This window comes from Pseudomonas sp. LBUM1678 (genome assembly GCF_059695575.1).
In genome coordinates this window covers 1,348,918-1,373,313 of the sequence record NZ_CP166775.1, presented here as the reverse complement: position 1 = coordinate 1,373,313, position 24,396 = coordinate 1,348,918, and the positions used below count along the sequence as shown (strand labels likewise).

Genomic DNA, 24,396 nt, shown 5'->3' with positions numbered 1-24,396 from the left:
GAACGGAGTACCTCAATGACACCTTTTGGCATCGTTTACACCCTGCATGTCCTGTCCGCCCTGGTGTGGGTCGGCGGCATGTTTTTCGCCTGGATGGTCTTGCGACCCGCGGCGATGAAGGCTTTGGAAGGTCCCGCTCGGCTGAAGCTGTGGGTGGAAGTGTTTCAAGGTTTTTTCCGCTGGGTCTGGGTGGCGGTGGTGCTGTTGCCGATCAGCGGGGTAGGCATGATTCATCTGCAATACGCCGGGTTTGAGGCCGCGCCACGGTATGTGCAGGTGATGATGGGGTTGTACGTGGTGATGACCGCGCTGTTTATCCGGATTCAGGCGTTACTGCTGCCGGAGTTGCGCACGGCGGTGGCGGCGCAGGATTGGCCGACCGGGGCCGCGACGCTCGGGAAGATTCGCAAATTGGTGGGGATCAATCTGATTGTCGGGTTGGTGCTGGTGGCGATTGCTTCGGCCAGGCCGATCTTCTAAAGCCCCGCAGACTTTGTGGTGAGGTGGTTCTGTGGCTAGGGGACTCTGTGGCGAGGGAGCTTGCTCCCGCTCGGCTGCGAAGCAGCCGTAAAACCAGGCACCGCGCACTTTAGAGTGTGTCGGGAAGCTGGTCTTGGGGCCGCTTCGCGACCCAGCGGGAGCAAGCTCCCTCGCCACAAGGATCCTCGGCGTTCTTAGAGGCGCTGTACGGTCACCGAACCCGCAGCACCGGCAGGCCCGGGCTGGCCATCAACACCAGGGCGGCCACTTTTGCCGCCATCAGCTTCGTACACCAGACAGCCCTTGGCCTTGCCGCCGGCACCCGGTTTACCGCCAGGCCCCGCAACGCCACCGGCACCGCCCGCCACCTGAACCTTGATCTGTTCCACCGGATAATCACGTGGCACTTCCAGCCTGACCAGCGCACCGGGCGCACCCGGCTGGCCATCACTGCCATTGCTGCCATCGGCACCGCGACCCGCCTGGCCCCAGGTGCAACCCGGTGCCTGGCCGTTGGCCCCGTCGAGCCCCACAAAACCTGGCGCGCCCGCGCCACCGCGAGCGTCTACCGACAACTGCGGCGCATTCAGTGCCTTGATCTGTAAATTCAGGTTGCGCCCCGAGCGAGCAGCCTTGAGGTAAGTCCCCGGCGCCCCGCGAGCCGTGATCTGGCTGCCTTCGGACAACTCGGCACGGCTGACTTTCAATTCCAGAGCCTGTTCACTCGGCACGATGGCAATCCGCGCCTCACGACCCAGGTGCAATTCGCCGACGGTCACTTCGGTCACGTTCGAAGGAATCAACAAGGTGCCGTAATCGGCGACTTCCAGGCGTTCAAGTTGCAAGGTGCTGGCGGTGTTGGGCAGGCGCATCAACGAATTGGTTTCGACACTGACAACCTGAGCGCAGGCCAATGGGCTGATGAGTGCGGCGAGCAGACAGAGTTTACGCATGGGAAGCCTTCGATGCGGTCGGAGCCGGGAGGGTTTGCAGGTGGAATACGCCGAAAAACAGGATCTTCAAGCGATCACGCCAAGGGTGGGCGCGACCCCTGAGGCTGCGGAAACAGAACACAGCCTCAAGCAGATGAAGGGACGCCAACACGACACCGGCCAGATCGACCAACTGGTGCAGCGGATTGACAAACGGCATCAGCAAATTGACCAGCACCACCAGCCAGAACAGCAGGGTCAACAACTTCCCCAGCCCCCAGATCACCTTCATACGCCCCCCGTTGATAATTATTCTTTGGGCGCACAGTAACGGCTTCCGCGAGGGATAAGCCAGAGGGCAACAGAAAATTCTTCATGAAGGCCGCCGAATGGCCGTCGGATCGATCGAAATATCGTCCGACGGCTCTAGTTCGGGGTTTAGCGATTAACGTGCAACTCCACCCGACGGTTTTTCGCGCGTCCTTCATCCGTATCGTTGTCGGCCACCGGCTGGCTTTCGCCTTTGCCTTCACTGGTGAGTTTGTTCGGCGCCAGGCCTTGGCTCAACAGATAGGCCGCCACGCTGCTGGCGCGTCGTTCCGAGAGTGCCTGGTTGTATTCATCCGAACCCACGCTGTCGGTATGGCCGATTACCTTGATGCTCACCACATCGGCGTTTTGCAGTTTGTCCATCAGCGAATCCAGCTGACTCTGCGCGGAGGCGCTCAGGTCAGACTTGTTGAAGCCAAACAGCACGTCGCTGGGCAGGGTGATGACTTCGGGTTGCACAACTTCGACAGGTTTCACGCTGGCCGGATACTGCGGCAGCGGACAACCATGATGTTCGACAGGGGTATTGGCCGGGGTATCAGGGCAACGATCACGTCGATCGAAGACACCATCGTCGTCCTCATCGCCATCCTGGGCGTAACAGATCAAGCCACCGGTCAAGATACCGAGCGCCGCTCCACCGCCTGCCCAGCCGGCACTTTCAATCGCGCCCAGACCTCCGCCGACCAGTCCGCCGATGACGCTGCAGATCGGCCAGGTACGTTGATTGAGGGGGGCAGTGCCATCGCTGTGGGTTGCGCAGCCGGTCAACAGACTGCCTATTAGCAGAACCGGCAAGACGGTCCGTGTGAGAACGCTCATATGGAAAGCTCCTGTGTCACCGGCCCATACCGGTTACACAGGAGTAAAGACCCGCATCCGCGACTGCACAAGCCGCGGAGCGGATGGGGCCTAGCGGTTGATTTTGATTTCAGTACGACGGTTCTGCGCGCGACCGTCAGCGGTTTTGTTATCGGCAACCGGCTGACTTTCACCGGCACCGGCCACAGACACGAAGCTGCTGCGTGGTACGCCTTGCTCGATGAGGTATTCAACCACCGAGTGAGCACGCTTATCCGACAGTTTCTGGTTGTAGGCATCACTGCCCACGCTGTCGGTGTGACCGGTCACGGTCAACTGGGCAGTACTGGCTTCCTGTTTCAGGCGAGTGGCAATTGTGTTGAGTACATCTTTGTCGGAAGGCGTGAGCGTGGCTTTATCGAACTGGAAGTGAACATCGCGGATGACGATGACTTCTTCCTTGACCACCACGACTTCTTCGACCACTGGCGCAGGCACCGGTGGAGGGCAACCGTCGGCATCGACCTTCACGCCTCTAGGCGTACCCGGGCACTTGTCGCGACTGTCCGGCACACCATCGCCGTCTTCGTCTCCATCACCGTGAACCCAGCAATAGGCCGCTGCCGTGCCGCCGACCAGCAGCGCGCCATACCCCGCCCATGCCGAACTCTCGGTCGCGCCGAGACCCGCACCGATGACACCGCCGACCGCCGCACAGGTCGGCCAGTCGGTTTTCTGCAAACCTGCGCAACCAGTCAACACACTGGTTAGCAGAACCAAAGGTAATGCTGTCCGAACTATGCTCATCTAGTTTTCTCCTGAGGGATCGGCTTAGAACCGATTCAGGGAGTAAAGACCGGAGTTTTAATCTCCGCCAGCAATAGGCTAACGCTGTTTTGCCCCGTGTTCACGGTAGTTCGCCGATTTTGCGGGAAACCGCTCTAGGCCCGGACGTTCGGGCAGGCTAGTCTTGGTGCTCTGATTGAGGATCTCTGATGATTGCAGGTATTTCTTCGCGCACGCCGCAGCAGGCGTTGGCCGCTTTGCTTGATCGATATGCCCCTGCGCGTCTGTTATTGATCGGCGCCAGCGAGTTTCCCGCGCTTGAGGCGTTCAAGCTCGCGCACCCCGACAGCTGCATAGCCCATGCAGCACCTGGCGTGTTGCCTGCCGAGCTGGCGGCGCGTCGGTTTGACCTGGCGCTGGTGGTCGATTGCCTTGAACACCTGCCAAAACGCGACGGTCTGAATCTGTTAGGCGGGATTCGTAACCTTAACGCCAGTCGCATTGCGGTGCTGGCAGACTTGCCGGCCAGCGGCTGGCAGGAGACGGATTTCTTCTCTCTGGCCTTGCAAGCCAGTGAACGCTTCCAGCGAGATGATCAAGTGCTGACGCTGTTCACCTACGATCTGCTTGACTATAAACAGGTGCCCGACTGGCTCAACTCGCGGTTCTGGGCCAATCCGGAAAACTTCGGGAAATATTGGTGGTAATGCAATGAGTACATCCATTTGCCCTTGCGGCAGCGGCACCCTGCTCGATGCCTGCTGCGGCCATTACCATGCAGGACATCCCGCGCCGTGTGCCGAAGCCTTGATGCGCTCGCGCTACAGCGCCTATGTGCTGGGGTTGATCGACTATCTGGTGAGCACCACCCTGCCCGCACAACAGCCCGGCCTGGATCGTCAGTCCATCAGCGACTGGAGTGCGCAAAGCACCTGGCTGGGTCTTGAGGTGGAAAGCTCCGAGGTGTTCGGCGGTCAGCCGGAACACGCGTTCGTCACGTTCACCGCGCGCTGGCATGACGGTGGCGGTGAACACAGCCACCGCGAGCGCTCCTCGTTTGTGCAGAACGCCGGGCACTGGTACTTCATCGACCCCACCGTGCAACTCAAGGCCGGACGCAACGATGCCTGCCCGTGCGCCAGCGGGCAGAAGTTCAAGAAGTGTTGTTACAATTACCTACCATAGAGTTTTAGGTAGGCGGCGTCATGGGGAAGGTCTTCAGCTACATCAGATTCAGTAGTGCAAAACAGTCAGCAGGCGACAGCTACGCAAGGCAAGTGAAAGCCGCCAAGGCGTTCTGCGACGAAAACGACTTAGAGCTGGCTGACCCTCGTGAGTACCTTTTCTTCGATGCAGGCCGCTCAGCATTCAAGGGCAAACACCTCGACGACACTGGCGAGCTGGCGCGATTCCTGAGCTTCGTTGAAGACGGGACAATCCCACCGGGCAGCTATCTGGTAGTCGAATCTCTCGACAGGCTGAGCCGTGAAAAGGTGAGAGACGCCCTTCCGCGTTTCCTTGATCTTCTGGCTAAAGGTATCAACGTCTACACCAGTGTGGACAAACGCCTGTACACCAAGGATTACAACGAACTCGACCTAATCATCTCGATTATCTCGATGTCCCGTGCGCATGAGGAATCGGCCACAAAGGGTGGCCGGGTATCTTCAGCGTGGCGTAATAAACAGAAGGAAGCGCGTGATACTGGCAAGCCTCTAGGGAAGCTCCGTCCGCTCTGGCTGGACGTGACACCCGATGGATACGTGCTGAATCCTGCCAACGTTGCCGTTGTACGCCGCATCTTTGAATTATCCACCAAGGGATACGGCTCCCGCATCATTGCAGCGACATTGAATCAGGAAGGTATCCCCGCTTTCAGTGCTGGCAGGAAGAACTTCAGCGGTCTATGGGGTTTCAGCACCGTGCGTCATATTCTCGGTAGTCGCGCAGTGTTGGGAGAGTATCAGCCTCACATTTTCATAGACGGCAAAAGAACTCCAGACGGTGAGCCCGTCAAAGGTTACTTCCCTGCTGTGGTGACTGAGGACGAATACTACCTGGCCCATGCCTCCAGATCGTCCCGCAAAACTCACACCATCACCAAGACCACCACCAACTTCAACCTGCTGGCTGGAATTCTGAACTGCTACAAATGCGGGGCACTCATGCACCTTCAAGGGCAGCGTGGTCGGAAATACTTCAAGTGTTCCAAGTCGATGAAGGGGATGTGTGACGCCGGTATCATCAGCGCCCCTCGCACTGAAGCAGTCTTCAAAGAGATTTTAGCCAAGGTCGATAGCCTGTCATTGGTGCAAGACAGTTCAGGCAGTTTGCAGAAATCTCTTCAGATTCTTGAAGGTCGGATCGCAGAGCAGAAACAGCTTCAAGACAAGACAGAAGCATTTCACGCCGAGTACCCATCCCGTATAACTGCCAAACAACTCCATGAACTGGAATCCAGCATTGGAACGCTTGAGGCTGAACGCACAACCCTGACTGAGCAACTGGCAGCGGACAAGGTAATGAACAAAGAGAACTTCTTTGAAAAGCTTGACCTCGTTTCGTTTGAAGGTCGTGTCGCTGCAAACAACCTTATCAAAAGGCTGGGTCTTCACATCTTTGTGAACAAGCACGGCAGGACGGATGAGACGTATTTGGTGAGTAAGGGCAACGCCATTCCCACCCCATTCAGTGACGCAGGCGAAAGCCTGCTGTTCTACCTGATGCACAAGCGCGGCAACATCCGTTTTGAAGCAATGGATGACGAATACTTTGACCTTCAAGTGATACAAGGCGAGATGAATGAGATAGAAGCTATTTTTGCCAAAACTGAATCTTGGGACCAGCTACCACCAGAGCTTCTGGCAATGTGGAAAGCGCGTCATGGTGTGGCCGAGTGATATACAACCTCAGCATACCTACATCCAACTCCCAACACCCCTAACAGCCCCGCCCTATTGGACTAACGCAGTACAATTGGTAAAAAGAAGTTGACTACAAAGTGCATATATGCGTTGACAAACAGGCATTGTCATGAGATAATAATATAAGGATAAGAGATTAACTAAATGATCTTTCCACCAACTTCCCCGAGCAACGCATATCCTTCCTTATATGCAACCTCCCTTCTGACCGGCCAGATGCTCAAAGCCGGATACATCTTTTGTTTCCGTGTGGTGTTTTCGATTCACCATATGGTTCCTCTCGCAAGGCTTCATGGCCTGTTTCAGTACCCCGCTTGCTGGCGACCACCGGAACAAATTCAGCTTTACTTGTCATCTTGGGTGGTGACTCTAAGGCCAGAGCCTAAAAATTCTGGCCTTTTTTCTGTTCGCCACTCCTTAGCGTAAAACAAATATCACAACCAACTTCTAACACTTCCAGCCAAGGAGAATTTATGGCCGTAGAAAGACTGTGCCCACAATGCGGCAAAGTGCACAAAGTTAAACGTATCACAAAAATTTACTGTTCAACTCTTTGCAGGGTAAGTGCAGCCAACACCAAGAAGCGTCAATTGCTGATGCTAACAGACCAACAACAAGCAGAAACCAACAACACAATTTAATACGGAGAACCAAAATGACAACATTCAACCAAGCGACACTAGAACAACTGAAAGAACAAGCCATTGCCAAGTACAAAAACACAGAACACGGAACACGGATATGATGCTTTTGCAGCGACTTGCCCGAAAACCCTCCGTGCAATCGGTAAGATGGTTGTAGGTAGTTTCGTAGCAGTCTCAGTCGTGTACCAAACAGAGATTATCAAGACCTATATTGAATATACCTCCAAAGGCTACACATACCATCCAGTTGGAACTGTCCCGCTCAGCAATGCTGGCAGTGTTCAAATCTACTTCTACAAACCTGAAAAACCAGTAGCTTTTGGGGAGGCTGGTGAGGCTCGCATTCAAGGTGTGCAATATCAGAGCGACGATATTCTAAAGATCGTAACTGAAGTAGAGCAAACCTATCGTGCTGAGTGCAAAGCAGCAGATGCAGCCGCTGTGTTAGCTGAGCAACAACGTATGCAGGAGGAAATCGAAGCTCAAGTTGATGCTGAGATTGCAGCAGAATACCAATCTCGTGTTGATGCGGCTAAAGCTGATCGACTAGCACGAATTGCAGCAGCAGCCAAACCAGCTCCCAAAAAAGCCCGTGCGTAGGCGGGCCACTGCCTGCATTACAGATGATCATTAGCGATCTCCAAGTTGGCAGTGGTGATCAAGGGCCAGTAGACTCAGGTACATTTAATAGCGAGCCGGGGAAAAGGATGGGCAATCCGATTGAAATGCATTTCACCACAGCACGTGACCTGCTGGATTTCGTCTCCCCATTGAATCCTGCCTGGGATGCGGGCACGCATATATTCAGGGGACAGGCGAGCGATGAGTACAAACTAACACCGTCGATATGCCGTCGCGGTGAAGGCTCATTTGCATACGGCTCAGCAAGACGGGAGTTTTCATTCACAGTTTCTGGGCAGGTGGAATATGAGCTAGAAGTTCTCAAGAGGTTCCTCGACGGTTGTGATCGGTCGGGATTGTTGGTGCCGGGGTACACAAAGGAAATCAAACGACAGTTTGCCCATGAGCGTGGCAGGTTCCTGAGTGCGTCCAGACCATGGCCCCAGCCAGAGATGTACGAAATCATGGCTGTCGCCCAGCATTACGAGGTGCCCACTCGCCTACTCGACTGGACAGAGAGAAGCTTCGTCGCTTGCTACTTCGCAGCGTCTTCAGCAAATTTTGAATTAGATAGCATGAAGATGCCGAGAATCGCCATCTGGGCATTAGATACCACGCACTCAAAAAACTGGGAAACGGTGTCAATCATTAGAACGCCGGGCGGGACAAGCAAAAATCAAGCAGCTCAATCTGGCCTATTCACTACGCATAACGTTAAAGAATTTAGCGACACAGACCACTATCAGTCAGAAGCACTTGATGACGTTGATGAAATTTATGGGGTCGGTGACAACATAAGCTCGCTCCTCAAAATTACATTGCCGGTCGAAGAAGCCCCTAACCTACTAAACCTATGCTCAAAACTCGGGGTTGATGCCTCAACACTTTTTCCCGGTTATCATGGTGTAGCAAAGAGTGTAAAGGATTGGGCCAACGTTGAAGTTGGTGTACGAGCTTCTAAATCACTTCAGGAAGAAATCTATCAACACGGTTACGACTAAGATTTCGACTAAATGCACATAGAAAAGCCCGCCATAGCAACTCACAAAGGCGGGCCATCCTTCGATACGCCCAATCTCGATAGATGCATTTACAGCCCTAGTGCCTTAACCAAAAACCTACAGCTGTCCCCACGGCACCGAAAGCCCACTTCTGTGATTCGTCTGCGTATACATCCGGCGTCAAGATTACATATAAGGCAGCACACAACACCATCAAGGTTACTAGCACCGCCATCCAGTTAGTTCGCTTTTGTGGAGGTTCGCCGGATGGCCGCTGCATTCTGCGCTGAGCCTCTTCAAGATCAAAATTCTGAGGGTTATCACCATGTGGAGTAGCGAGAACGGGGCTGTCTGGTGCCCTGCTCGTTAACACCCCCCCACCCCCTAGGCCAATCACCACAAGCGCACAAATTCCTACGACTATGAAAATCCAAGGTAAATACTCAATCATGGCAGCACCTCCTGTTCGGCATAGATCAAGCGTAGCAGCATGACGAGAAAAACCCACAGAACGGGCTTAGATAGTCAGGGTGGCAAGCCATTGAAAAGCCATCATCAAGCCCCCACATACGATTCACACCGCACATCACGGTTAATTCAGGCGAAACAGAGAAAGGAAGCGCAGAATGATTAAGGTAATGCTGTCTCTAGACCTTGTTAACGGAGAAAACGAGCGAGATGACCTCTATGGCTTGCTTGAAGAAAGCAGCTGGATGAAGGCCAAAGACGTTGACACGGTCTGGTTTATTGAATTTCCGTCCCTCAACTCACAGGATAAAGATTCGTTACAGGAGGTGAAGAATGATATCGCATCGACATTACTCAAAGCAGCTAGAGCATTGAAACTTGAGGAAATCTACTACGTGGCCCAACTGGGAAATGCAGATGTCATAGGTCGCGTGGTGAAAAAGACGAAAGATAAATATGCCGTCTTCGCCAGAGACCTATACTAAATACGCCTCTACTAAATGTCATTAGAACAACTTCGATGGTGCAAGATTTTGATGCATCATCGGGTTTCAAGCTTGCAGTAGGCCAGTGACCCCGCTTCCCGGCGTGACGCCAGAGTGGGTATGGGTAGAGAATGGAATACCGTTAACTGTCCATTCGCCAATAACTTAGCTTTGGCCTGTCCAATTTAGTCCCTTGTGTTTGGAATCAGAAACAGGAAGCCATGCAATCGGGCAGTAATGCCGGGGTCTCTCCCACAGCGTCTACTCAACATGAGCCAAGTTGCAGCACTCTACAAGCGTTCAGAACCCGCATCACTGAATGCTACCACTTCTTGCACTACTCTGTACGAGAACAACGCTAAGAGCCTCCGCAAGAGACTCTGACGCACTTCAATTAACAACTTACAGAAAGACCGGCATGGCCAAACTCAAAGCCGTATGGACGCTTATAGGCGCCCTCGCACTGTGCTTTGTATTAACGCTTGGATACTCGGTTACTAGATATGACGAATTGCAGAAAGACAACCTGCAAGCGTTAGAAAACTCTCGCCGTTACACCGACAGCCGAATTATAGAAACGCAGGCTTCCATGCTAGCCGCAATCTTTGATGTTACCAAAACCACAAAACTACTAACCCGAATCATCTGCCTATCACAATTTGACAAGAACGAATGTGAACAGGAGCTAGGACCACCTTATAAGGAAAACTAATGGAACAACAACGCACAAAGAACCAACGCTTACACCCGCAAGAAGTTAGACGCTCCTACGCCAATTGTAGAGAGTGAAGCCCCACAAGAGTATCCAGAATTAACACAGGAACGCTTCCAAGAGTGGGATATCCCTGTGGTGGAAGACGTAGAACCTAAAAGACGTAAACGCCGTAAAGATAAACATGTTGAACAGTATCGTAAAGAGGCACGCTGGCAATGAGAGTACGATACAAAGGCATTGAACGACAACAGCCAATCCTTATGGGTGCAGAACAGTACCTGACAGATTATCTGGGTCCGCACATCCCATATAACTTTCCTGATATCACCGAGCATCTACTCAAGTGTATTAAAAGAGGTGTGACGGAAGAAGAGTTCAAACGCTACATTCATAGAAGACATTTACTCTAGGAGAACCAGAAAATGACAGTACAAAACATTGCCAAAACACTCAGTCGAATTGCTGAGCTAATGATTGTTGGTGCAGATGCTGCCACAGCACAAGACTACACAGAACGAATGAAAGAGTTCGATGATGCCATATTTTCCCAAGTGGTGGATGGAGTTAGACAAGAAGTATTGAAGAGCGTTAAAAATGCTCCCATGTCCTCCGCTGATATGACAATGAATATTCTTAAAGCCAGATACGGCAAGGAGTAACAACAATGAAAACCTGCACATGCCGTAATTGCGGCCACGTTTATGTAAAGGCTAGGGCTTCAGCATTCTGCTCTAGCTCTTGCCGCAAAGCTTACAACGAACAAACACCTACCCCAGCAATCCTGACAGGAGCTACAACCAATGAAAGCAACAACCTCCACAGCAACCGTTAAACAACGTACATGCAAGAATCCAGATTGTAAGAAGAGATTCAGGCCAACTGTTAAAACCGCCATCTATTGCAACCGCACTTGCAAAGACAAATCCGCCAACAAGAAAGTGAAGAAAGACCCAATGGAGAAAGCTTTGAAAACAGCCTTCTTCTACTATCTCGCTCGTGAGTGTCTCCGTGCTGGAACACTTGAGATTCTACGCGGCCACACTGTTGAATCTCTGTCTGATCTTTACACCCTGTACAAATCCAATATGCAACATAACGGATATGGGGACCGTAACGAGTACGAGCTATCCCACATCGCCCCTGTGAAGGGACATGACTTCATTGGCCTTCTGTACGCTGAGAACCTTGTATCCGCTCCCAAAGCTCTCAACAGAGCCCACAGCACAAAGTATTATGGATATGGAAAATCAATCCATCGTCCACTGGACTCAAAGTGGAACGTTGATAAGGAATTGGAAAAGGAATCTGACGTTGTTGCACGGGTGATTGATTACCTTGGAAAGAAGGTCGTTCTAGATACAATCAAGAATTGCAAGATCAAGCCAGCCCAACGTAGCCAACTCACAGAATGGATTGTCAGTAGATACGATCCAGCCAACCCAGACCACGTAGCCGCTCTGCCATCCTTGAGCAAACTGGACGATCTCAAGACAAAAGAGCTTCAGCACGTTAAAGCAGCAATGCTTGGTGAAGAAGATGGTGAATACTTCGCCTCCCCTGCTTCACGCCCTGAAGTTGTTCTCTGTCATGAGCTAACCCGTTTGAGTGCGTACAGACCAGAGCTTGAGGTGTTCGCTTACGCTCTCAGTGAAGCTCTCGCCACTCAGACAGAATCCTCCAGTCTGTTTACCCTGCACCATGCACAGATGTTGTTTGACGTGCTGCACGGTAAGTCGATTGCGGTGATGGCCGATACGCTGGAAATGGTGATTGCTGAGAATATCCAGCTATTCATGTTGAATTACGCCCCCGGCAAACGACATGTCATCGCCAACCCTGAGACTCAACGCTACTTCCTCCAAGATCATAAGGATCAAGTTGTCATCACGTCTCTGGCTGCCTTCAAGGCGTCAATGGGCCAACCGGCACGCACAGTCGTCCTAGTGGATACAGTCGATTCCTTGTCACTCGTTCGACCTAGGGCTGTGGACATGAACAGTTCTGACCCGTTCTGCAACGCTCCTTTCTAAGGAACACCCTGAAGCCCTGTCTGGCCCCGTGCTGGATGGGGCTTTTTCGTTGGTGACAACACATTCTTCGCACCTGCCATAGGAGACGTTCTACTCCGACTGCATTGCCTACAGACCATATAAATCAAAGCTTACAGCCACTTTTAGTGTGCAGATATCCACGATGTGGAACGAGTAATAACCCCTGACGGCAACGTCAAAATGGTATTCAACCCCGGCCTACAGCCGAATGTTTGCACGGATAGAAAGAAGATAAATTAAAAGTCTTCATGTTAGTTGCTTGCAACATGAAAATTACTAGTTTGACAGGATTCAGCACTACAGAGATAATGCTCTAGTAGACCGTAGGTCATAGCGAACAGCTTCTGAACGTAGTTCAAAGTGTTATTAAATAAAATACAATCAACATACCAGAACAAGAAGAGCTGACGCTCTGTAGTCGGTACGACTGAGTTGTACACTCTCCAAGAACGTCAGTTCTGGATGGTATGGTTTCTATGTTGGCTGTTATGGATTTTCACTCTCAGTTGATTATCCTTCTGAACGTCCGCTCAGGATTGTACACCCTGTCAGGTTGCTAGCTTTTCATTATGCAACGCAATCAAATTTACCTCCTTGATGCGCAGCATCCATGTCCTGTTTATAGAGTGCGACGGAAATAGAAACGTCCTTTACGCCACTGCCGCCACTGCCGCCACTGCCGCCACTGCCGCCAGTGTCCCGTAAGCGTCAGCGATGCTCTCTGTTTAACACTCATTTTGTTCTCCTGATCGTCGTGAGCAAAAAATTTTGCTCACGGCATTACCCTGTGTAAACGGTGGCAAACCATGTGAATGGACGATGGAAAAGCGGCGGCTAAAAATTTAGCCACGGCTTTTATCCTGTGTTCTCCTAATCCAATCTCCCAAAAATTTGGGAGATTGCCGTCACCCTGTTTAGACGATGGCAAACCATGAGCGGAAAATTCCGCTGATGCTCGTTACCCTGTGGAAAGACATGGGCTGAAAATTTAGCCCATGCTCTCCTCGTCAGATGGGAAAGCGGCGGCGAAAAATTTCGCTGCTGCTTTTATCCTGTGTAGACCATAGCGACACAATCAATTCCTGGCCCTTGGCCCATGGTGCCGTGCCTTGTCTTTATAATGCGACGGAATCAAATTGATCAAAAAATGAACAATAACCCCTCCTAAACCCTGTAGTAACTATATGGTAAATATTGGTGTATTGGCTTAGGCCGGTTAGGCCAATATTGCTGCACCCCTCGATTTCATTGGCTTGTAGGGCATGAGCCGAAAATTTGGCTGATGCTTCCACATCCCTCCAATCGTTCTAAACCCCTTTCTCGCACCACAATAGTGCACATCTACTAAGCGAATCGCTTTTTCTCTCGCGACGGCGGAATTTGAAAAACTGAGAAGAACGGAACCGTCCAGCCGCATCACAAGCAATCGCTAGCATATACAAGCGAATACAACAAGTATTTTGTGTTGAAAATCGAATTTTTCTGTGTAAAGGTTTCTCCACACCAACTGGAGGTACGACATGACCGATCACACCCCGCACGACATTAGAGCAGCACTCACCGCCATTGCCGATGGCACCGTAAGCGACTGCCGGGAGACCGACGATCAAGGCATCTTCCACTTCCTGTACGGGCACGGTTACATCGATGGTGTAAGAGTTGGCCTTAATCGGTTCCAGCTTGATGACATCGTGCTAACTGACGTTGGACACCAATACTTGGCCTCCCTTCCAATTCCTAGATGAGAGAGTTGTGTTCATACGGTGTACCCTATGACCGGTCGTCGATGAATACGGATTTGGTGTATTCATAGGGTTGAATTCAGATTTGAACACAGGCAACATGGGCACCTCTAGACCCTAAGCACACAGAGGTGAACACAAATGGTTGACGTCGCATACATCCGGGTAAGTTCGATAGAACAAAATGTTGATCGTCAGCTTGATGGCCTGACCTTCACCAAAACCTTCACAGACAAAGTGAGTGGTGCGACAACAGACCGTCCACAACTACAGGAGATGATTGGTTACGTGCGTGAGGGTGACTGTATCCACGTACACTCAATCGACCGGCTCGCTCGTAGTCTGGAAGACCTGCTGAAACTGGTGAAAGATTTCACTGCCAAGGGTGTAGCCGTGAAGTTCCACAAGGAGTCTCTCCACTTCACAGGTGAAGCCAACCCAATGCAGGAACTGATGTTGTCGATGATTGGTGCAGTCGCTCAGTTCGAACGCTCGATGATTAAAGAACGCCAGCGTGAGGGTATCGCCAAGGCAAAGGCCAAAGGGGTCTACAAGGGACGTACCAAGGCTGTTACCAATGATGATATCCGTGCTGCTATCACAGTGGACAAGCTGAGTTACAGAGACGCAGCCAAAGCTCTTGGTGTGTCGGTGTCATCCGTTCAACGCGCAATGAAGGCTGGTGCTGAGGCTTGATACAACACCACTCTCAGAGCCTTTAGGCGCTCTCAGGGGCGCTCAACTTATATCTAAATTACGACAGCTTCTGGTTTGGCTGGTCGCACATCGTTAAGCAGTGCACGTACAAAACCCGCTTTTCCAACTCCCTTTCCAACTTATATTTCCGGCCAAGAATTCAGCCAACATCAAAGTTGCACACCTCTCGCGGCGCGGGGGATGGGTTTTTGTATGGAAAAACGCCCCTATTGCATATCTTTCAATAGAATATCTGTCAGTATTTCTTGCTCAATCCATCCCACTGTAAGCCGAATTAGAAGCTTTAGGTCTTTGATATCTTTTTCAACCCACCTTCTTACGTAGTGCGTCTCATCATTACCAAGCCAAGCAGCTCTCTTTGCACACTGCTTAACATTTTGGTTATCAACAAAGTTCTCAATAACCGGCCCCAGCATTTTGCTCTTAATGTCGTCTTCATTATCTGGGTGCTTAGTGATGCAATAGTCTTTCACCAGAAACTCAAGTGCCTTCCGATACCCTACGCCTGCTATCTCTCTAAGACCAAAAGCTTCTGCCCTATTGGCTTGAATGAAAATCTCGACATATTGAGGAGATACCTTAGCCACATGCTCAGAGAATACGGGATCAACTGGATTCCTTGGGTGCAGAAACCTCAATCGGAACTCCCTTCCCATTTCGAAAGCATTCATCTTTTCTCGCCTGAACACAGCGATAGACGCTCTCTTACAGGTGTGTCTTGGGCACATGAACGCCATATCAACTATATTATCCGAAGCATCTACTGTAGTGGATAAAACTTCCGCTTTGATTGCATGGTGACAATGTGGACACTCATCAGGGAGTTGATTGAATTCGTAATACTCTTGACCAATTTTGAGCTTAGTCATATCTCGTCACTCTCCTGTACTTATCACTTGCATGGGAACGCATTATGGAGTGCAAGCGTTGTTAGAAATGCAGCGTCATTATGCAATGTTTCCGGTCTATCTTTTAAGTACTTTACGACAATCCTCGCAGCTTGCGCGTTGCTGATACTTCCTTTCGGAAAGCACGCTTTGTATTCGTTAGGCACATTACTATTCTGGTAGTAATCCATTGTAAACCTTACACCTTCTATCAAGCCAAAACAGAAGCCAGAGTCAAACAGATCATCGGACATCATGTTTTCATTATCTAACGCCCGGATACCTTTCTGACACTGACCTAGAAGCACAGTCCCAGTTTCTGCCATGGCAGCCCCGCTCCCCAGCACCCCAACCAGTGCAACCGATGACGCTATCCATGCTTTCATGATGATTCTCTCGTCGTGTAATGGCACGATGGTATCGGCCCCCTAGGTTTCCTGCCAGTCAGCCTAATGCTCTCCGTCGCATACGCCAGCTATGATGTGAGTGGGGAAACGTCGAAATGACGCGGTAGGTTTTTGTAGCAGCAAATGAAGAAGTGTTGTGCGGGGTATTTCGGCGCGTGAGGTGAACCCTGTAGCAGCTGGCGAAGCCTGCGTTCGGCTGCGTAGCAGTCGTGAAATCAGGTAAACGCGGTGTTTCAGGCAGACCGAGCCAGCAGGATTTACGACTGCTGCGCAGCCGAACGCAGGCTTCGCCAGCTGCTACAAGGGAGAGACGTCACCATGATCACCCGGCGACTCGCACTCTATCTGCTCACTCTGCTCCTCTTTCTCGGGCTCGGCGGCTGCGCGTCCTGGTTCGGTGACGATCTGCCCGATCCGCAAGTGCACCTGGCCAAGGTCGAAGTGGTCCGGGCCAAGCTGATGGAGCAAAAATTCATCCTGCACTTTCGCGTTGACAACCCCAACGACAGCGACTTGACGGTGCGCGGCCTCGAATATCGCATTCACTTGGGCGACATATTGCTGGCTGAAGGTGAACATGAACACTGGTTCACCGTCGGTCCTAAACGCAGTGCCTATTTCAAAGTACCGATCCGCACCAACCTGTGGCCCAAGGTGCGGGATCTGGTAAAAATGCTGAAAAAACCCGATCAACCCATCCCCTATCGTCTGGAAGGTGAACTGGAAACCGGTTTATTCATCGCGCACTACGTGCACCTGGCGCGCAATGGCGTGATAATCCCCGCCGATTTAATTCCGGAGAAAACCCGATGACCCAGCAACCCCATGTCCATGGCCCTGACTGCAACCACGATCATGACCATCACGACCACCATGATCACGACCATGGCCATGTCCACGGCCCGAACTGCGGCCACGCCCACCAGGAACCGGTGCGCAACGCCCTGAAAGACGTCGGCCGCAACGACCCTTGCCCATGCGGCAACGGCAAGAAATTCAAGAAGTGCCACGGCGCTTGATGCTTCGGGCGAAGATTTTCTTCGTCGGTTGAATCGCTATCGCGAGCAGGCTCGCTCCCACAAGGATCTCAGTCGTTCATAGAACCAATGTGGGAGTGAGCCTGCTCGCGATGACGTCGGCACATTCACTATCAATTTGTCAGTTACACCGCTATCCCGAGCAAGCTCGGTCCCACAGGGATTTCAGTCAGCCTGCAATATCTGCGCGGTGCTCACGACCGTCGCATATTCCCCGTGCAAATTCCCCAACGACATCGCATGCACTTCTTCGGCTGAATGCGCATTGCCAAAATAATCAGCCTTGTCGAACGTAAAGCACGCATCCTCCGCAACCCATGCCTCAAACCCCAGATTCCCGGCAGTTCGCGCCGTGGACTCCACCGAGTTGTTGGTCGCAACGCCAACGATGATCAACTGCTCGATCCCTGCCTCGAGCAAACTCGACTCCAGCCCCGTCGCACAAAACGCATCCGGCACCTGCTTGGAAATCAGCTGCTCACCGGCCAACGGCTGGAAACGTTCCTGAATCTCCACACCCGATTGCTGCGGCCAGAACACTGAATCCGGTGAACGGGACAGGTGCTGCACATGAATCACCGGCCGCCCGGTTTGCCGCCAATGACCCAACAAATCGAGAATTCTCTCTTCGGCCTGAGGATTATTTCGGCGACCGAGTCTGGGCTGCAGGATGCCTTTTTGTTGGTCGATGATGATCAGTGCTGCGTTGGTCTTGAGCTCCATGCCGACTTTTCTCACACGAGGTCATTGAATTTCACGCACTTCAGCATCACCTCCTCTTACAGGCAAGCCATCAAACGCAAACAGGACGACCTGATGCCCGCGGTCGCTGTCCACCCCTACAACGTCTCTTGATGTGGAGTACTTCATGATCGACCTGTATTACTGGACCACCCCCAACGGCCATAAGATCTCGATTTTCCTGGAAGAAGCCGGCCTGCCGTACAACGTGCACCCGATCAACATCAGCCAGAACGAGCAGTTCCAGCCGCATTTTCTGAAAATCTCCCCAAACAACAGAATCCCGGCCATCGTCGACAATGAGCCCGTCGATGGCGGCGAACCGTTGTCGGTGTTCGAGTCGGGGGCGATTTTGCTGTACCTGGCGGAGAAGACCGGCAAGTTCCTGCCCAAAGACCTGCGCGGCCGCCAGCAAGCGCTGCAGTGGTTGTTCTGGCAGATGGGCGGCCTGGGACCGATGGCCGGGCAAAATCATCACTTCAGCCAGTTCGCCCCCGAGAAAATCCCTTACGCGATCAAGCGCTATATTGATGAAACGGCCCGCCTGTACGGGGTTTTGGACAAACAACTGGCCAACAATGAGTTTGTCGCCGGCAACGAGTACAGCATTGCCGACATGGCGATTTACCCGTGGATCGTTTCCCACAAATGGCAGAGCCAGAACCTGGAAGACTTCCCTAACGTGCTGCGCTGGTTCAACCACATCCAGAACCGTCCGGCGACGGTGAAGGCGTATGCCTTGGCGGCCAAGGTCAACCCACCAAAACCCTGACGTCGGATCGTTCCCACGCTCTGCGTGGGAACTATCATCGCGAAGAAATAACCCCGCCGCCGCTTGCGCGCCCTCCTCCTGCTCTCTAACGTAGCGCCTTTATTGCGCCTCTACCCCCGCAGGAGCTTTGCCATGGCCTCGCCAGCCCTTACACATTTTCTTCCCCGGTTCGGCGTTGCCGCAGCAGTGGCCGGTGTTTTGAGCCTGACCGGTTGTCAGACCTGGAACACCCAGGACACCCTCCCGCCGACCACCGGCGTACAGCCGCTCAAGGGCCTGGCGCAGAACGTTTCGGTGCGCCGCAATGCCATGGGCATGCCGCTGATCGAAAGCAACAGCTTCCACGACGCCCTGTTCGCCCTCGGCTACGTCCACGCCAGCGACCGCATCACCCAAATGGTCACCCTGCGCCTGTTGGCCCAGGGCCGTTTGTCGGAGATGTCCGGTTCCGACCTGCTGGACGCCGACCGCTACATGCGCGCCGTCAACCTGAAGAAAAGCGCCGGCGAGCTGTACAAGGCGTCTTCGCCACGTCTCAAGCGCTTCTTCGAAGTCTATGCGCGCGGCGTCAACGCCTACCTGTTCCGCTACCGCGACAAACTGCCGGCGGACCTCATGGCCACTGGTTACAAGCCTGAATACTGGCAACCGGAAGATTCGGCGCTGATTTTCTGCCTGCTGAACTTCAGCCAGTCCGCCAACCTGCCGGAAGAAATCGCCGCGCTGATGCTGGCCCAGACCGTCACCACCGACAAACTAGGGTGGCTGACGCCGTCCGCTCCCGACGAAAAACTGCCGCTGGGCGAAGCCGAAAAACTTCAGGGCATCAAGCTCAATGGAGCAATCCCGGGCCTGGCCGACATCAGCAAAGCCACCGGGCAACTGTCCGACCTGAATCTGTTGGGCGCCACCTCGTCGAACAACTGGGCCATCGGCCCGCAACGCAGCCGCAGTGGCAAAAGCCTGCTGGCCAGCGACAGCCATGGCCCGTTGGGCGTGCCGTCGTTGTTCAGCTACGTGCAGATTCGCGCGCCGAAATACCAGGCCTCTGGCGTGACGATCGCCGGTTTGCCCATGGTCCTCGGCGGTTTCAACGGCAAAGTGGCGTGGAGCATGACCTCGGTCATGGGCGACAACCAGGACCTGTTCCTGGAAAAAATCAAACGCCAGGGCAACGGCCTCACGTATGAAGTCAGCGGCAAATGGCAGCCGGCGATCGTGCGTAACGAAACCTACTTCGTCAAAGGCCAGCGGCCGATTCGCGAAGTCGTCTACGAAACCCGCCACGGTCCGCTGCTCAACAGCGCCCAGGGCACGACGCTGGCCAATGGTTTTGGCCTGGCCTTGCAGACGCCGAACTTCACCGACGACAAAACCCTGGACGCGTTTTTCGACTTGTCCCGGGCGCAGACCGTCGAGAAAGCCTCGGACGCCAGCCGCGAAATCCGCGCCATCGCCCTGAACCTGGTGTTCGCCGACGCCAGCAACATCGGCTGGCAAGTCACCGGGCGCTACCCGAACCGTCGCGAAGGCGAAGGCCTGCTGCCGTCGCCGGGCTGGGAAGGTCGCTACGATTGGGACGGTTACGCCGACCCGATGCTCCATCCGTATGACCAGGACCCGGCCCAAGGCTGGCTCGGCACCGCCAACCAGCGGGTCATTCCCCATGGCTACGGCATGCAGCTGTCCAACTCCTGGTCGGCGCCGGAGCGTGGCGAACGCCTGGCCGAACTGGCGGGTGTGGGCAAACACGACACGCGCAGCGTGATCGCGATGCAATACGACCAGACCACGACGTTCGCCGCCAAGCTGAAAAAAATGTTTGAAGCACCGGGCATGTCCCAGCCGCTCAAACAGGCCATCGAAGCGTTGCCAGTTGCCGATCGCGGCAAGGCCCGTGAGGCCTACACCCGCTTGATGGCGTTCGACGGCAAACTCAGTTCGACCTCAGCGGATGCGGCAATCTACGAGCTGTTCTTGCAGGAAAGCACCAAGCAAATCTTCCTCGACGAACTGGGCCCGGAAAGCAGCCCGGCGTGGAAAGCCTTTATCGCCAACGGTAAGTTGTCCTACGCGGCACAGGCCGATCACCTGTTGGGCCGCGAGGACAGTCCGTTCTGGGATGACGCCCGCACTCCGCAGAAAGAAGACAAACCGACGATCCTCGCCCGCAGCCTCGCGGCGGCCATCAGCGCCGGCGACAGCCAATTGGGTGGCGATCACAAAGCCTGGCAGTGGGGCAAATTGCACCGCTATGAATGGAAGAATGCCGGTGGCCAGACCGTTCGCGGTCCATTGGCGGCAGGGGGCGATCACACGACGCTGAACACTGCGGCGTTCACTTGGGGGCAGGACTTCAACACCACGTTGGCGCCGGCCATGCGCTTTATCGTTGATTTCAGCCAGGCGGAACCGTTGATGGGGCAAAACAGCACCGGTCAGTCCGGCAACCCGGCGAGCCCGAATTATCTCGACAGCATTGATCCATGGCTGAAGGGGCAATACATGAGCCTGCCGATGCAACCGCAGAACTTTGACAAGGTGTATGGCAAGACGCGGTTGACCCTGACACCTGGCAAGTAAGGTCACCACCGACCCAATGTGGGCTAACCCATGTGGGAGCGAGCCTGCTCGCGATGAGGCCATGTCAGCCACCACTTTTAGTGACTGAAACACCGCTATCGCGAGCAGGCTCGCTCCCACAGGGGATATATTTCACCCGACCTGATCGTTCCCACGCTCTGCGTGGGAATGCAGCCCGTGACGCTCCGCGTCACTGGACGCGGAGCGTCCCTTGAGGCGTTACCACGCGGAGCGTGGGAACAATCATCCAACTTCTAAAAATCAATAGAACTTCTGCCTTCGCGCAAACCTCATAGCTAACAAGTCCCCCCATTTTGGTAACAACATGGATCTTGTTATCGCGCGCCCTGAAGGTTTGTACTGCCCCGCCGGCGATTTCTATATCGACCCGTGGCGGCCGGTCGAGCGTTCAGTCATCACTCACGCTCACGGCGACCATGCCCGCACCGGTAATCAGCATTATTTGGCGGCCGCCCCCGGCGAAGGCATTTTGCGTGCGCGATTGGGCCAGGACATCCACCTGCAAACCCTGCCCTACGGCGAGCGCTTGCAGCACAACGGCGTCACCCTGAGTTTTCACCCCGCTGGCCATGTCTTGGGCTCCGCCCAGGTGCGCCTGGAATACGACGGCGAAGTCTGGGTGGCCTCGGGGGATTACAAGATCGAACCCGACGGCACTTGCGCGCCGTTCGAACCGGTGCGGTGCCATACCTTCATCACTGAGTCGACTTTTGGTCTGCCGATTTATCGCTGGCAACCTCAGGCGCAGATCTTTGCCGAGATCAATCAGTGGTGGCAGGCCAATGCCGCCGCTGACAAAACCAGCGTGCTGTTCTGTTATTCCTTCGGCAAGGCCCAGCGAATTCTTCACGGTATTGACGCCAGTCTCGGCCCCATATTGGTGCATGGCGCGGTGGAACCGTTGAACCGCGTGTATCGCGAGAGTGGCGTTTTTATTCCGCCGACGATCTATGCCGGCGACGTCCTGAAGAGTGACCCGATGATGCGCAAGGCGTTGGTCATCGCTCCGCCATCGGCGGGCGCCAGCACCTGGATGCGCCGCTTTGGCGACTACAGCGATGGATTCGCCAGCGGCTGGATGCGCTTGCGCGGTACGCGGCGCAGACGCGGCGTGGACCGTGGCTTTGTCTTGTCCGACCACGCCGACTGGCCCGGCCTGCTCTGGGCCATCGAACAGACCGGCGCCGAACGGGTGATGGTCACCCACGGTTCGGTCGGCGTGCTGGTGCGGCATCTGCGCGAACAGGGCCTTGATGCCATGGGTTTCAGCACCGAATACGGCGACGATGAGGAAGACAACGCCTCCGTCGAAACCGACAGCGCCGAGGTAGCGTCATGAAGGCCTTCGCCGAGTTGTACGCTGAACTCGACGCCACCACGTCAAGCAACGCCAAACTGGCCGCCATGCAGGCCTACTTTGCCCAGGCTGCACCCGAAGACGCCGCGTGGGCGGTGTACTTTTTGTCCGGTGGTCGCCCTCGGCAGTTAGTGCCGGTGCGCGTGCTGCGCGAACTGGCGGTTGCGTTCTCCGGCCTTCAGCCCTGGCTGTTCGAAGAGAGCTACCAGGCGGTTGGCGATCTGGCGGAAACCATTTCGCTGGTCCTGCCCGAGACCCTGCACAGTTCCACCGACGGGCTGGCGGTATGGATTGAAGACAAGCTGCTGCCATTGCGCGGTGAATCCCCGGAAGTCCTTGCAGAGCGATTGCCCGCGCTCTGGGCGCAACTGGACCGCCACAGCCTGATGCTCTGCATCAAGCTCATTACCGGCAGTTTCCGCGTCGGCGTCTCCAAGCTGCTGGTGACGCGCGCCCTGGCGGCCATGGCCGGGCTCGACAGCAAACGGGTGGCCCAGCGGTTGGTCGGTTATACCGACCTGTCCAACCGCCCGAACGCGGCCAGTTATCTGAAATTGATCGCAGCCGAATCCTCCGACGAACACTCCCAGCGCGGTGGCCAGCCCTACCCGTTTTTCCTGGCCCATGCCTTGGCGCAACCGGTCGAGCAATTCGAAAACGTGCTCGGCCCGGCGAGCCAGTGGCAAGTGGAATGGAAGTGGGATGGGATTCGCGCCCAAGTGGTCAAGCGTGACGGGCGGCTGTGGGTCTGGTCGCGCGGCGAAGAACTGGTGACCGAGCGCTTTCCCGAACTCGACAGCCTGTTGCATGGCCTGCCTGACGGTACGGTGATCGACGGTGAAATCGTCGCCTGGAAAACCACTAGACCGAACACCGAAGACGCCTTTGACCCGCAATCGCCGGCCTCTCCCTCGGTGCTGCCGTTCGCGCTGTTGCAGCAGCGGATCGGCCGCAAAACCCTGGACAAGAAAATTCTCGACGAAGTGCCGGTGGTGGTCCTCGCCTACGACTTGCTGGAATGGCAAGGCGAGGACTGGCGCAGTCAGCCTCAGGCCAAGCGCCGCGCTCAACTGGATCAGCTCGTCGCCACCTGCAACAACCCGGTGTTACTCGCCTCACCGGTGCTCACTGGCGAAGACTGGTTCGACCTTGCCAGACAACGCGAAGCCTCCCGCAGCCTCGGTGTCGAAGGCATGATGCTCAAGGCCCGGGATGCGTTGTATGGCGTCGGCCGGACCAAAGACATGGGCGTCTGGTGGAAATGGAAAGTCGACCCTTTCAGCGTCGATGCGGTGCTGATTTATGCGCAGCGCGGCCACGGTCGCCGGGCGAATCTCTACAGTGATTACACTTTCGCGGTCTGGGACGGCCCGCCCGATGCCAGCGAACGAACGCTGGTGCCGTTCGCCAAAGCCTATTCGGGGCTGACCGACGAAGAAATGCGCCAGGTCGACAGCATTGTGCGCAAGACCACGGTGGAGAAATTCGGGCCGGTAAGCAGTGTGAAACCGAGCCTGGTGTTTGAGTTGGGTTTTGAGGGCATTGCCCTTTCGAAACGCCACAAGAGCGGGATTGCCGTGCGGTTTCCGCGGATGCTGCGCTGGCGCCAGGACAAGTCGGTTGAGGAGGCTGACAACCTCGCAACACTGCAAGATTTGCTGGGCTAACCCGATTCCTTGTAGGAGTGAGCCTGCTCGCGATAGTGGTTTATCAGGCAACACTTTACTGACTGACACTCCGCTATCGCGAGCAGGCTCACTCCTACAGGTATTTGTGCCATTCTGAACCAAGATGGTGCAGCAATTTTCCGGCGCCCGATTTCGTGCACAAATCCCCGATTGCCATTTCTTGCATCACCTTTTAAAACGCTTGTTCGGGACTCTGGTTCGGAAAT

Annotated in this window: 25 protein-coding genes; 18 read left to right on the top strand and 7 right to left on the bottom strand. The window is 54.3% G+C overall.

Translation table 11 applies throughout. From position 1 onward, the window contains the following. The first annotated feature begins 15 nt into the window (after positions 1-15). On the top strand, positions 16-480 hold the full coding sequence (locus ACA070_RS06110; RefSeq protein WP_497450427.1) for a CopD family protein: 465 nt from the start codon (positions 16-18) through the stop codon (positions 478-480). A 194-nt stretch (positions 481-674) separates the two neighbouring features. Here the strand turns inward: ACA070_RS06110 and ACA070_RS06105 are convergent, their stop codons facing one another. From ACA070_RS06105 to ACA070_RS06090, 4 genes are all read right to left on the bottom strand, one after another. Continuing rightward, positions 675-1,433 (bottom strand): collagen-like triple helix repeat-containing protein, encoded by a 759-nt coding sequence (locus tag ACA070_RS06105; protein ID WP_131059260.1) that lies wholly within the window; start codon positions 1,431-1,433, stop codon positions 675-677. Continuing rightward, positions 1,426-1,704, bottom strand: a complete 279-nt coding sequence (locus ACA070_RS06100; protein WP_497450426.1) for a DUF1145 domain-containing protein — start codon at positions 1,702-1,704, stop codon at positions 1,426-1,428. The genes ACA070_RS06105 and ACA070_RS06100 overlap by 8 nt, the downstream gene beginning before the upstream one ends. A gap of 146 nt (positions 1,705-1,850) precedes the next feature. Next, positions 1,851-2,564 (bottom strand): PA1041 family peptidoglycan-binding anchor lipoprotein, encoded by a 714-nt coding sequence (locus ACA070_RS06095; RefSeq protein ID WP_497450425.1) that lies wholly within the window; start codon positions 2,562-2,564, stop codon positions 1,851-1,853. Between the two features lie 90 nt (positions 2,565-2,654). Continuing rightward, a complete protein-coding gene (locus ACA070_RS06090) occupies positions 2,655-3,350 on the bottom strand; it encodes a PA1041 family peptidoglycan-binding anchor lipoprotein (protein WP_497450424.1) in 696 nt (231 codons plus the stop codon). Positions 3,351-3,538: 188 nt separating this feature from the next. Between ACA070_RS06090 and ACA070_RS06085 the strand changes: the two genes are divergently transcribed. From ACA070_RS06085 to ACA070_RS06035, 11 genes are all read left to right on the top strand, one after another. Continuing rightward, on the top strand, positions 3,539-4,036 hold the full coding sequence (locus tag ACA070_RS06085; RefSeq protein ID WP_497450423.1) for a DUF6231 family protein: 498 nt from the start codon (positions 3,539-3,541) through the stop codon (positions 4,034-4,036). 4 nt (positions 4,037-4,040) lie between these two features. Further along, on the top strand, positions 4,041-4,514 hold the full coding sequence (locus ACA070_RS06080; protein ID WP_497450422.1) for a YchJ family protein: 474 nt from the start codon (positions 4,041-4,043) through the stop codon (positions 4,512-4,514). Between the two features lie 20 nt (positions 4,515-4,534). Next, positions 4,535-6,229: a recombinase family protein gene (locus ACA070_RS06075; RefSeq protein ID WP_497450421.1), complete on the top strand. Its 1,695-nt coding sequence runs from the start codon at positions 4,535-4,537 to the stop codon at positions 6,227-6,229. A gap of 728 nt (positions 6,230-6,957) precedes the next feature. Then, a complete protein-coding gene (locus ACA070_RS06070) occupies positions 6,958-7,497 on the top strand; it encodes a hypothetical protein (RefSeq protein ID WP_497450420.1) in 540 nt (179 codons plus the stop codon). A 107-nt stretch (positions 7,498-7,604) separates the two neighbouring features. Then, on the top strand, positions 7,605-8,519 hold the full coding sequence (locus tag ACA070_RS06065) for an FRG domain-containing protein (protein ID WP_497450419.1): 915 nt from the start codon (positions 7,605-7,607) through the stop codon (positions 8,517-8,519). Between the two features lie 626 nt (positions 8,520-9,145). Further along, positions 9,146-9,472 carry a hypothetical protein gene (locus ACA070_RS06060; protein ID WP_497450418.1) on the top strand — a complete coding sequence of 109 codons (327 nt, stop codon included), beginning with the start codon at positions 9,146-9,148 and terminating at the stop codon, positions 9,470-9,472. A gap of 418 nt (positions 9,473-9,890) precedes the next feature. Next, on the top strand, positions 9,891-10,184 hold the full coding sequence (locus ACA070_RS06055; RefSeq protein ID WP_497450417.1) for a hypothetical protein: 294 nt from the start codon (positions 9,891-9,893) through the stop codon (positions 10,182-10,184). 425 nt (positions 10,185-10,609) lie between these two features. Further along, the gene (locus ACA070_RS06050) at positions 10,610-10,846 is read left to right on the top strand and encodes a hypothetical protein (protein WP_497450416.1); all 237 of its coding nucleotides are present in this window, start codon (positions 10,610-10,612) and stop codon (positions 10,844-10,846) included. A 141-nt stretch (positions 10,847-10,987) separates the two neighbouring features. Beyond that, the gene (locus ACA070_RS06045) at positions 10,988-12,217 is read left to right on the top strand and encodes a hypothetical protein (protein ID WP_497450415.1); all 1,230 of its coding nucleotides are present in this window, start codon (positions 10,988-10,990) and stop codon (positions 12,215-12,217) included. A 1,541-nt stretch (positions 12,218-13,758) separates the two neighbouring features. After that, the gene (locus ACA070_RS06040; RefSeq protein ID WP_497450414.1) at positions 13,759-13,983 is read left to right on the top strand and encodes a hypothetical protein; all 225 of its coding nucleotides are present in this window, start codon (positions 13,759-13,761) and stop codon (positions 13,981-13,983) included. Positions 13,984-14,121: 138 nt separating this feature from the next. Continuing rightward, on the top strand, positions 14,122-14,676 hold the full coding sequence (locus tag ACA070_RS06035) for a recombinase family protein (RefSeq protein ID WP_497450413.1): 555 nt from the start codon (positions 14,122-14,124) through the stop codon (positions 14,674-14,676). A gap of 227 nt (positions 14,677-14,903) precedes the next feature. Here ACA070_RS06035 and ACA070_RS06030 read toward each other — a convergent pair whose 3' ends face one another. Both ACA070_RS06030 and ACA070_RS06025 read right to left on the bottom strand, forming a co-directional pair. Then, entirely contained in the window at positions 14,904-15,566 is a 663-nt protein-coding gene (locus ACA070_RS06030; protein WP_497450412.1) for a hypothetical protein, read from the bottom strand. A 23-nt stretch (positions 15,567-15,589) separates the two neighbouring features. After that, the gene (locus ACA070_RS06025; RefSeq protein ID WP_497450411.1) at positions 15,590-15,970 is read right to left on the bottom strand and encodes a Rap1a/Tai family immunity protein; all 381 of its coding nucleotides are present in this window, start codon (positions 15,968-15,970) and stop codon (positions 15,590-15,592) included. Between the two features lie 339 nt (positions 15,971-16,309). Between ACA070_RS06025 and ACA070_RS06020 the strand changes: the two genes are divergently transcribed. Both ACA070_RS06020 and ACA070_RS06015 read left to right on the top strand, forming a co-directional pair. After that, positions 16,310-16,804, top strand: coding sequence for an LEA/WHy family protein (locus tag ACA070_RS06020; protein ID WP_497450410.1), 495 nt, complete (start codon positions 16,310-16,312; stop codon positions 16,802-16,804). After that, the gene (locus ACA070_RS06015) at positions 16,801-17,010 is read left to right on the top strand and encodes an SEC-C metal-binding domain-containing protein (RefSeq protein ID WP_007906737.1); all 210 of its coding nucleotides are present in this window, start codon (positions 16,801-16,803) and stop codon (positions 17,008-17,010) included. Before ACA070_RS06020 ends, ACA070_RS06015 begins: the two co-directional genes overlap by 4 nt. A 183-nt stretch (positions 17,011-17,193) precedes the next feature. Here ACA070_RS06015 and ACA070_RS06010 read toward each other — a convergent pair whose 3' ends face one another. Further along, entirely contained in the window at positions 17,194-17,751 is a 558-nt protein-coding gene (locus tag ACA070_RS06010; protein WP_497450409.1) for a cysteine hydrolase family protein, read from the bottom strand. Between the two features lie 145 nt (positions 17,752-17,896). On the opposite strand from ACA070_RS06010, the gene ACA070_RS06005 reads away from it, so the two are divergent. From ACA070_RS06005 to ACA070_RS05990, 4 genes are all read left to right on the top strand, one after another. Continuing rightward, positions 17,897-18,541 (top strand): glutathione binding-like protein, encoded by a 645-nt coding sequence (locus ACA070_RS06005; RefSeq protein WP_497450408.1) that lies wholly within the window; start codon positions 17,897-17,899, stop codon positions 18,539-18,541. A gap of 132 nt (positions 18,542-18,673) precedes the next feature. Beyond that, positions 18,674-21,124 (top strand): penicillin acylase family protein, encoded by a 2,451-nt coding sequence (locus ACA070_RS06000; RefSeq protein WP_497450407.1) that lies wholly within the window; start codon positions 18,674-18,676, stop codon positions 21,122-21,124. Positions 21,125-21,449: 325 nt separating this feature from the next. Next, positions 21,450-22,484, top strand: coding sequence for a ligase-associated DNA damage response exonuclease (locus ACA070_RS05995; RefSeq protein ID WP_497450406.1), 1,035 nt, complete (start codon positions 21,450-21,452; stop codon positions 22,482-22,484). Further along, positions 22,481-24,169, top strand: coding sequence for an ATP-dependent DNA ligase (locus ACA070_RS05990; RefSeq protein ID WP_497450405.1), 1,689 nt, complete (start codon positions 22,481-22,483; stop codon positions 24,167-24,169). The genes ACA070_RS05995 and ACA070_RS05990 overlap by 4 nt, the downstream gene beginning before the upstream one ends. Positions 24,170-24,396 lie beyond the last annotated feature (227 nt).